We start from the raw sequence: 9,009 nt of genomic DNA, 5'->3' as shown, positions 1-9,009 counted from the left end.
ACGGCGGCTTCGGTGACGGCGGCGGCGGTGACGGCGGCGGCGGTGACGGCGGCTTCGGTGACGGCGGCGGCGGTGACGGCGGCGGCGGTGACGGCGGCTTCGCCGAGCGGCTCGACTGGGTCGGGCCGGACGGCACCGTCCTGGCCGTCGAGGAGCGGACCCTGCTGGCCCGTACCCTGACCGGCGCCTGGGCGCTGGAGTTCGCCTTCACGCTGCACAACAGGACCGGCGAGCCGCTGTCGATCCAGAGCTCGGCCTGCAAGGGGCGGACCGGCGCCGGCTACGGCGGGTTCTTCTGGCGTGCGCCCAAGGACTCCCCCGGGCTGGACGCGTTCACCGCCGACGCCTCCGGCGAGCGGGCCGTGCACGGCAGCCTCTCCCCCTGGCTGGCGCTGACCTGCGACGACTGGAGCCTGCTGTTCGTGCAGACCGTCGGGCTCGACCCGTGGTTCGTCCGCGTCGCCGAGTACCCGGGCGTCGGACCGGCCCTGGCCTGGGACGCGCCGCTGGTCGTCCCCGACCGGCTGGAGCGCGCGATCACCGTCGTGGTCGCCGACGGGCGGCTCACCGCCGAGCGGGCCCGGGCCCTGGTCTCGGAGCTCGCCGTCCCGTGAGGATCCCGGTCGCGGGAGGGCGCGGGCGCCCCCTTCCTCCCGCGACCGGCCGGGAGGCCCGGAGGAGGGATCGTCTTCCCCCCGCACGACCGTTCTCCGGGCCTTTCCTCCTCGGCCTCCCCCGCACGACCGTTCCCCGGGCCTCCTGCCCGGCTACCCCCGCGGTCCGGTCCGGTCCGCTCCGGGGACGAAGGTGACGGGCCGTGGCCGGTCGCACGTGCTGTCCAGGCTCACCGCCTGCCCCGAGTGTGCCGAGGCCAGCAGCGACTCCATGACGTCGAGGACGTGGTAGGCCAGCCGGCCGCTCGCGCGCGGTTCGACCCCGGGCGGGGTGAGCGCGAAGTCGGCCAGGCCGTCGCCCCGCCCGGCGGGCTCGTACCCCGCGCTCACCGGGAGGGTCCGCCAGTCCTCGTCGTCGAGGCGCTGGAGCCGGACGTCACCGGCGAAGTGGTTGGGGTCGGGGAGCACCAGGGAGCCCTCGTCGCCGTGGAGCTCCAGGTGGGGGGAGGTGGTGGCGACGCCCTCGAAGGTCGTCACCAGCGTGGACAGCGCGCCGGAGCGGTGCACGAGCACCCCGGTGACGTGCGTGTCCACGTCGACGGGGACGGTCTCGCCCCGCCGGGGTCCCGTGCCGATCGTGCGTTCGGCGCGGGGACGGGACGCGGCCCCGACGACCGTCGCCACCGGCCCGAGCAGCGTGACGAGCGACGTGAGGTAGTAGGGGCCCATGTCCATCAGGGGTCCCCCGCCGGGGGCGTAGTAGAAGTCGGGGTGGTGGTGCCAGCGCTCGTGTCCCGGGGTGACCATCGTGGCCGTCGCCGCGACCGGCCGGCCGATCAGGCCGTCGTCGAGGGCTTTCCTGGCGGTCTGCGTCGCGGTGCCCAGCACGGTGTCGGGCGCGCATCCCACGCGCACCCCGGCGGCGTCGGCCGCCGCGAGCAGTTCGCGCGCCTCGGCGGTCGTGGCGGTCAGCGGCTTCTCGCAGTAGACGTCCTTGCCGGCGTCGACGGCCTTGTGCGCCACCTCGGCGTGGGCCGCGGGGACGGTGAGGTTCAGCACGACGTCGACGCCGGGGTCGGTGACCAGGTCGTCCACGGACAGCGCCCGCGCCCCGGGCCGGGACCGTACCGTCTCCCCGGCCCGCGCCGGGTCCAGGTCGGCCGCGGCGGCCAGGGTGAGCTCGGGCAGGCGGTCGATCGTCCGCAGGTACTGGCCCGCGATGGTGCCGCACCCGACGAGACCGACGTTCACCGGGCGGCCCACAGCATGCCCCTCTCGACGATGGTGCGCACGCCGGGGTGTTCGAGGACGTCCAGGCTGTGGCCGGGGGTGGTGACGAAGATCCTGCCCTCGCCCCACCGCCGGGTCCAGACGGCCGGGGAGGTGACCTCGCGGTGCCAGGGGTCCCAGGGGCGGACCTTCTGGGTGGTGGTCGCCAGCACGTCGTTGTAGTCGTCCGAGAGCACCCAGTACTGCTCGGTGACCAGGTCGAAGTCCTCGATACCGCGGACGATCGGGTGGTCGGCGGCCTCGGGCCGGATGTTCACCGTGTACGGGACGAAGTCGTGGTCGGTGGCACCCTCGACCCGCTCGGCGGGGTCCTTGCCGGGGTGGCAGGCGAACTGGCCGCCGATGAGGTGGAGGTAGTCGGAGGAGGCGCGGAAGGAGTCGGCGATGCCGCCGTGCCAGCCGGCCATGCCGGTCCCGGCGCGGATCGCCGCCCGAAGACCGTCGAGCTGGCCGGGCTCGATCGTCCCCATCGTGTAGCACTGCACGACCAGGTCGACACCGGCCATGTAGCCGGCGTCCGCGTACCGTTCCGGGGAGCCGGTCACGTGCACGTCGAACCCGTTCCGCTCCAGGAACGGGATGAACAGGTCGGTGGCCGCCACCGGTACGTGCCCCTCCCAGCCGCCCCGCACCACCAGGGCGACGCGGCCACGCTGCTCCGCCTCATTTTCTGCCATAAAGCCCCCTTTCACACGACATATCAGCATGATCGTGTCATCGTGGCGGCCAGGGGTGCAATGCCCGAAATGTTTCCTTACCGGAGCGCGACGTCCTCCCCTTCACCGGGGAACGGGCGGACCGCCGCCGGTCGGCGGGATGTCACCTTGCCCCGGCCCCGTCCCGCCCCGCGACAGGACGGATCCGGCTGCTCCTGTGGTAGGACGGACCCGGAGACGACAGGAGCGAGACCTTGCCACCAGCACGTATCCCGGTCCGGGTCCGGATGGGCGCGCGTCCCGTCGACGAACCGCACCGCGCCTCCAGCCAGTTGGAGCTCCTGTTCGACCTCACGTTCGTGGTCGCGATCGCGGCCGCCACCGCCCAGCTCGCGCACGCCATCGCCGACGGCCACGCCCTGGCGGGGCTCGTCCCGTTCCTCCAGGTCTTCTTCGCGATCTGGTGGGCGTGGATGAACTTCACCTGGTTCGCCTCCGCCTACGACACCGACGACGTCCCCTACCGGCTGCTGACCATGGTGCAGATGGCGGGCGTGCTGGTCCTCGCCGCGGGCGTCCCCGCGGCGGCCGCCGGCTCCGACTACCGCATCGTCACACTCGGCTACCTCGTCATGAGGTTCGGGCTCGTCGCCCAGTGGCTGCGGGCCGCCGTCGAGCACCGGGAGGGCCGGCGCACCGCGCTGCGCTACGCCGCCGGCATCGCCGTCGTGCAGGTGGGCTGGGGGCTGCGTCTCCTGCTCTCGGAGGCGGGCGCCCTCTCACCCTCCGCCGGGACGGCCTGCTTCGCCGCCCTGGTCGTCGCGGAGCTCACGGTGCCGCGGTGGGCGGAACGGACCGGGGGCACCGCCTGGCACCCGCACCACATCGCCGAGCGCTACGGCCTGTTCACGATCATCCTGCTCGGTGAGAGCGTCCTCGCCGCGACCAGGGGGGTCGAGGGGGCCCTCGAGGCGGCCGAGATCAGCGGCTCCCTCGTGACCGTCGCCCTGTCCGGGCTCGTCCTGCTGTTCGCCCTGTGGTGGCTGTACTTCCTCGTCCCGGCCGGTGAGGGTCTCAGCGGCCGTCGCCACCGCTCCTTCCTGTGGGGGTACGGCCACTACGGCGTCTTCGCGGCCCTGGCGGCCCTCGGTGCCGGCCTGGAGGTCGCGGTCGAGCAGACCGGTCACGGCGCGCAGGCGTCGCCCCAGGCGATCTGCTACGCCGTCGCGATCCCGGTCGGCGTGTTCCTCACGCTGCTGTGGCTGGTCCACGCCCCCGTCGTGGCGGAGCCGGTCGTCCGCCCCGCCCTGCTGCTGGGCTGCGTCGCCGTCGTCCTGCTGCTGCCGCTCGCGGCGCCGTCGACCGGGGTGGCGGCCGTGGTCGCGGCGATCGCGGCCGCCTGCGTCCTGCTGACCGCCCTGGCGATCGCCCTCGCGTCCCGCCGGGCGGATCACGACCTCGGTGAGGTGTCCGGGCCGCCCGGGTCGTGACGGCGGGGCGGGGCCGGCCGGTCCGGCCCCGCGGACCGTCCGGCGTGCTCCAGGAAGGCGCGGATCTCCTCGGCCTCCGGGACGCCGAGCTCCCGGTAGAGGCCGAGGGCCAGCCCTCCGTGCTCGTGCGCCTGTTCCGGACGGCCGAGCGCGAGGTGGGCGCGTGCCAGCCCGGCGTGGGCGCGGGCCCGCTCCGGCCGGTTGCGCGCCAGGTCGGCGAGCGCGAGCGCGGCCGCGTGCTCCTCGGCCGCCCGAGCCGGGTCGTCCGCCGCCTCGGCCAGCCCGTTCAGCGCCACCGCCTCGTCGGTGGTGTTGCCGAGCCTGCGGTAGAGGGCCGCGGCCTGCTCGTGGCGGGCGCGCGCCTGGGCGAGTTCCCCCTGGTGCCGCAGGACGACGCCGAGGTGGTCGAGGGTCACCGCCTCCCCGGCCGGGTTGCCGACCTTGCGGTGGAGCGCCAGGGCCAGGTCGAGGTGGCGCCGGGCCTCCTCCGGACGGCCGTCCCGGTCGAGGACGAGGGCGAGGATGCCGAGCACGTGCGCCTCGCCCCAGGTGTCGGCGCCGATCCGGGTGAGGTCGAGTGCCTGCCCGAGGTACCGCCTCGCCTGCGCGCCCCGCCGCCGGCGCAGGGCCACGTTGCCCAGCGTGAGCAGTGCCCGCGCCCGGTCCGAGGCCTCCTCGCACACGTCGAGGGCCTGGTGGGCGTGCTCCTCGGCCCGCTCGTACTCGCCGAGCCGCCAGTGGGTCCACGCCAGGTCGGCGAGGGCGCGCGCCTGGACCGCGCGGTCGCCGAGCGTACGGCTGCGCTGGAGCGCCAGGGTGTGGAGCGTGAGCGCGTCGTCGTGGTGCGCCTGCCGGTCGAGGAAGGGGCGCATCGCCAGGGCCAGGAGGCCGAGGCAGATCTCGGGCCCGTGGACGGCGGTCGCGATGATGTTGGAGCGCTCGGCGTCGAGCCAGGCGATCGCCTCCGCGGCGTCGCGGACGGGCGGGATCGGGGCGGCCGGCCGGGGGATGCCCTCCCGCTGAGCGACGCTGTCGGGGAAGAGCCGGTCCATCGCCGCGCGGGAGCGGTGCAGGTAGTAGGCGAGCAGCCGCATGACGGCGCCGTCGTCCTCGGCGATCGAGCGGGCGTGCTCGCGGAGCAGGTCGTGGAAGGTGTAGCGGCCGGGTTCGAGCTGCAGGAGCATGTGGGCGTCGAGGAGGCCTTCCAGGAGCTCCTCCGCCTCGTCCTCGCGGACGTCCGCCAGCGCGGCCGCGCCGGCGGTGTCGATGTCGCGGCCGGGTACCAGGCCGAGCAGGCGGAACATGCGCCGCTCGGCCTCGCACAGGTGCTCGTAGGACAGGGCGAAGGCCGCCGACACCCCGTCCAGGAGCCGGCGATGGTCCCGCAACCGGCCAGCCAGGTAGGCCACGGTCCAGCGCGGCCGGTGCTGGAGGCGGGCGGCCGAGATCCGGATGGCGAGCGGGAGGTGCCCGCACAGCCGCAGCACCTCGCGGACGGCGTCGGGTTCGCGGCGGGCCCGTTCGCCCACGATCCGCCCGAACAGCTCGGCGGCGTCCTCCTCTCCCGGCGGGTCGACCGAGAGCGCGTGGGCGCCGTCCAGGGCGACGAGCCGCCGCCTGCTGGTGATCAGCATGAGGGTGTCGGAGCGCCCCGGCAGCAGGGGGCGTACGTGCTCGGCGTCGAGGGCGTTGTCGAGCACGACGAGCACGCGGCGACCGGCCAGCTCGGCGCGCCAGAGGGCGCCCCGCTCGACCGGCGGGACCGGGATGCGGTCGGCGGGCACCCCGAGCTGGCGCAGGAGGGCCTCCAGCGCGGCGGCGGGGTCGATCGGCTCGCGCCCCGCGGTGTGGGCCCGCAGGTCGATGAAGAGCCGGCCGTCCGGGTAGCGGGCGGCCAGCCGGTGGGCCACGTGGACGGCGAGCGTGGTCTTGCCGACCCCCGCCATGCCGTCGATCGCGACGACCGCCGCCCCGCGGCCCTCGCCCATGAGCCGTTCCAGCTCGGCAGCCCGTCCGGAGAAGTCGGGGATGTCGTAGGGCAGGTAGGTGGAGCGGCGCGGCGGATCCGGGACCGCCGGTGCCGCGCCGGCCGGGCGCGGGGCCGGATCGTCGCCGGCCGGGCGCAGGGCCGGGTCGTCCGCCAGGACCGCCCGTTCCAGCTCGGTGAAGGCCCGCCCGGGGTCGAGACCCTGCTGGTCCGCGAGAGCCGCGCGGTAGGAACGCGCCGCCGCCAGGGCGTCGGCCTGCCGTCCCGCCCGGTGCAGGGCCAGGACGAGGTGGCCGTTGAGCCTCTCGCGCAGCGGTGCGGCGGCCACCTGGGCTGCGAGCCGGTCGAGGAGCTCCTCGTGCCGCCCGGCGGCGAGCTCGGCCTCCACCAGGCGCTCGTACGCCGACAGCCGCCGGTCGTTCCACAGCTCCCGGGCGCCGCCGACGTAGTGCGCGTGCACGTCCTCCAGCGCCTCGCCGCCCCACAGGTCCAGCGCCTCGCGCAGCTCACCGGCGGCCATCAGCTCGGTGAACTCCCGCGCGTCGAGCTGCCCGGTCTCGGGCCGCGCGACGTAGCCGCCGGCACGGGTCTCGAGGAGCTCCGCGGCCCCCGCGGCGCGCAGCACCTTGCGGATCGCGGTGATCGAGGCGTGGATCTGCGATCGGGCGGTCTCGGGCCGGTCGTGGCCCCACATCGCCTCGATGAGCCGCTCGATGCCGACCACCCGGCCGGCGTTCAGCAGGAGATAGGCCAGAACGGCCCGGTGGCGGGGGGCGATGCCGGTCAGGGGCGCGCCGTCGACGATCACCTGGACGGGACCGAGAAGGGTGAGGCGCAGCATCGTTCCCCCATCACCGTCGCATCGTGGGCGCATAGCGAATGTATCAATCCGGGCGGCCAATCTGATCTCACACGAACCGAGACGAAGGAAACACCATGGAAGCCCGGATGAAGAACCCCGCCACGATCATCCCCGCCGCGGTGCAGCCGATCCAGGCGCTGATCCAGGCCGCCCGGTCGCAAGGGCTCCCCGAGGAGCTCATGGAGATGATCCACCTGCGGGTCAGCCAGATCAACGGGTGCGGCTTCTGCGTCGACGCCGGCCTGAAGAGCCTGCGCAAGCTCGGCGAGAGCGAGGAGCGCGTCGGCCTGGTCGTCGCCTGGCGCGAGGCCCCGTACTACACCGACGCCGAGCGGGCCGCGCTGGAGCTGGCGGAGGCCGCGACCCGGCTGGCCGACCGCGCCGACGCCGTCCCCGACGAGGTCTGGAACAACGCCGCCGGCCACTTCGACGAGCGGCAGCTCGCCTCGATCCTGCTGATGACCGCCGTCACCAACCTCTTCAACCGCCTGAACGCCCCGATCCGGCAGATCGCCGGCAGCTGGTGATCGTCGAACCGCACGAGGAGGAGGTACCGGCATGACCGCCGTCCGCTCGCACCGCTACTCCGTCACCGACGCCGACCTGGAGGAGTTCCTGGCCCGCCGGAGCTCGCTGATCGCGACCGTGCGGGAGGGGCACCCCGGCCTCGCCCGCACCGTGCTGATCCGGCTCGAGGACGGTACCTACACCGACACCTGGCACTGGGAGACCGCCGGGGAGATGGGGGCCGCGTTCGCCGCCCTGCCCACCTTCCCGGAGGCGCCGCTGACCATGGCCCTCACCCGGGACGGCACCGCGCTGAACGGCCGGGTCGTCGACGAGCGCTGAGATCCGGGGTGGCTTGACGTCAAGACAATGTATCTTGACATCAAGCTATCTTGAGGAGGTCGTGGTGATCCACCATGTCCAGCTGGCCTGCCCGCCCGGAAGCGAGCCCGCCCTGCGCGCCTTCTACGAAGGCGTGCTCGGCCTGGTGGAGATTCCCAAGCCTCCCGTTCTCGCCTCACGTGGCGGGTGCTGGTTCCGGGGTCACGACGGCATCGAGCTGCACCTGGGCGTCGAGGCCGACTTCCGTCCGGCCCGCAAGGCGCACCCCGGCCTCCTGGTGCGTGACATCGACGAGTGGGCCCGGCGCCTGGGCGAGGCGGGGTACCCCGTCGTCTTCGACGACGACTTCCCGGGGATGCGCCGCTTCCACAGCGAGGATCCTCACGGCAACCGCCTGGAGTTCCTCGAACCGATCGGCTGACGACGGCCGAGCGGCGTGCCCGCCGGGGCCGGTGACCCCTCGTCGGCCCGGTCGCGGACGACGGCGTCCGTCCGGGACGTCGTGGTCTTCGCGGCCCGGACGCGACGGGCGCGCTGCTCGCGCCGGAACCTCTCGGCCAGCGCCTCGTTGACGACGGCGGAGACCGAGGGGGCACGACCGGCCTCGACGAGTTCCTCGGCGTAGGCGCCCAGCCACGGATCCACGCTGACCGTGATGCGCGCCTCTCCCCGGTCGCCCGCCGCCGGGACCCCGTCCTCCCTCCGCGATCCGCCGGGGCTCCGCCGCCCTTCCGGCCGCGTCGGTCGCGCGGGAAGGGCGCGGACGATCCGGCCGGGAAGAGCCACCGCCTCGACGGCGGCGGGAGGGCCACCGGACCCGGGGCCGGTCTCGCGCATCGCCCGGCCCCACCACACGCTCAGCACGCCGTCCAGTTCCGGCCCTCGCCGGGCCTCCAGCAGCTCGGCGAAGAACCGCGCCCGCTGGCCGGCGCGCAGCGCGTCGGAGATCGCGCCGATCGTGCGCGGCACCCTCGGCTCTCCGGCCTGGTACCTGCCGAGGGGCGGGGTCGTCACCGGCTCACCCCCGGACGGCGGGCACCGGCGTCCGCGCGCCCCGAAGGGCGGAGGGGCTCCGGCACGCGCGAGGGCTCCGGGAGAGACAGAGGTTCCGGGACGCGGGGAGGTTCCGGGACGCGGGGAGGTTCCGGGACGCGGGGAGGAAGTAAGTGAGGCGAGCAGGTCACGTGCACACGATGGAGCGGACGGGCCCGATCACGAGGTCGAACGAACCAAGATCTACGAACGCGATACCCGGAGGTCA

General features: G+C 74.6%; 9 protein-coding genes. 5 read left to right on the top strand and 4 right to left on the bottom strand.

Features of this window, described 5'->3' with window-relative positions; all coding sequences use genetic code 11:
- Positions 1 to 614, top strand: a 614-nt coding sequence (locus tag AB0G16_RS11945; RefSeq protein WP_362802677.1) for a DUF6807 family protein, incomplete at its 5' end; no start/stop codon positions are given.
- A gap of 153 nt (positions 615 to 767) precedes the next feature.
- Here AB0G16_RS11945 and AB0G16_RS11940 read toward each other — a convergent pair.
- On the bottom strand, positions 768 to 1,865 hold the full coding sequence (locus AB0G16_RS11940) for a Gfo/Idh/MocA family oxidoreductase (protein ID WP_362802674.1): 1,098 nt from the start codon (positions 1,863 to 1,865) through the stop codon (positions 768 to 770).
- Positions 1,862 to 2,581 (bottom strand): ThuA domain-containing protein, encoded by a 720-nt coding sequence (locus AB0G16_RS11935; protein WP_362802671.1) that lies wholly within the window; start codon positions 2,579 to 2,581, stop codon positions 1,862 to 1,864. The genes AB0G16_RS11940 and AB0G16_RS11935 overlap by 4 nt, the downstream gene beginning before the upstream one ends.
- A 233-nt stretch (positions 2,582 to 2,814) precedes the next feature.
- On the opposite strand from AB0G16_RS11935, the gene AB0G16_RS11930 reads away from it, so the two are divergent.
- Positions 2,815 to 4,050, top strand: coding sequence for a low temperature requirement protein A (locus AB0G16_RS11930; RefSeq protein WP_362802669.1), 1,236 nt, complete (start codon positions 2,815 to 2,817; stop codon positions 4,048 to 4,050).
- Here the strand turns inward: AB0G16_RS11930 and AB0G16_RS11925 are convergent.
- Complete coding sequence (locus tag AB0G16_RS11925; protein ID WP_362802666.1) at positions 4,011 to 6,878, bottom strand: BTAD domain-containing putative transcriptional regulator; 2,868 nt, start codon at positions 6,876 to 6,878, stop codon at positions 4,011 to 4,013. The two genes, AB0G16_RS11930 and AB0G16_RS11925, sit on opposite strands and share 40 nt — an antisense overlap.
- 95 nt (positions 6,879 to 6,973) lie before the next feature.
- On the opposite strand from AB0G16_RS11925, the gene AB0G16_RS11920 reads away from it, so the two are divergent.
- The 3 genes from AB0G16_RS11920 (at position 6,974) to AB0G16_RS11910 (ending at position 8,169) form a co-directional block, all read left to right on the top strand.
- A complete protein-coding gene (locus AB0G16_RS11920) occupies positions 6,974 to 7,426 on the top strand; it encodes a carboxymuconolactone decarboxylase family protein (RefSeq protein ID WP_362802663.1) in 453 nt (150 codons plus the stop codon).
- A gap of 31 nt (positions 7,427 to 7,457) precedes the next feature.
- Entirely contained in the window at positions 7,458 to 7,748 is a 291-nt protein-coding gene (locus AB0G16_RS11915) for a hypothetical protein (RefSeq protein ID WP_362802661.1), read from the top strand.
- 64 nt (positions 7,749 to 7,812) lie between these two features.
- A complete protein-coding gene (locus AB0G16_RS11910) occupies positions 7,813 to 8,169 on the top strand; it encodes a VOC family protein (RefSeq protein WP_362802658.1) in 357 nt (118 codons plus the stop codon).
- Here the strand turns inward: AB0G16_RS11910 and AB0G16_RS11905 are convergent.
- Positions 8,130 to 8,762, bottom strand: coding sequence for a hypothetical protein (locus AB0G16_RS11905; RefSeq protein WP_362802655.1), 633 nt, complete (start codon positions 8,760 to 8,762; stop codon positions 8,130 to 8,132). The genes AB0G16_RS11910 and AB0G16_RS11905 overlap by 40 nt on opposite strands.
- Between the last annotated feature and the right edge of the window lie 247 nt (positions 8,763 to 9,009).

The organism is Streptosporangium sp. NPDC023615, from assembly GCF_040640155.1.
Taxonomy (GTDB): Bacteria; Actinomycetota; Actinomycetes; order Streptosporangiales; family Streptosporangiaceae; genus Streptosporangium.
The sequence above is the reverse complement of the archived record's forward strand: the minus strand, read 5'-3'. Positions and strand labels throughout refer to the sequence as shown.

What these genes read in the sequence shown, in the direction of transcription:
- AB0G16_RS11935 (WP_362802671.1), bottom strand. Translation starts at nt 2,581, where the DNA reads ATGGCAGAAAATGAGGCGGAGCAGCGTGGCCGCGTCGCCCTGGTGGTG.
- AB0G16_RS11925 (WP_362802666.1), bottom strand. Translation starts at nt 6,878, where the DNA reads ATGCTGCGCCTCACCCTTCTCGGTCCCGTCCAGGTGATCGTCGACGGC.
- AB0G16_RS11920 (WP_362802663.1), top strand. Translation starts at nt 6,974, where the DNA reads ATGGAAGCCCGGATGAAGAACCCCGCCACGATCATCCCCGCCGCGGTG.
- AB0G16_RS11915 (WP_362802661.1), top strand. Translation starts at nt 7,458, where the DNA reads ATGACCGCCGTCCGCTCGCACCGCTACTCCGTCACCGACGCCGACCTG.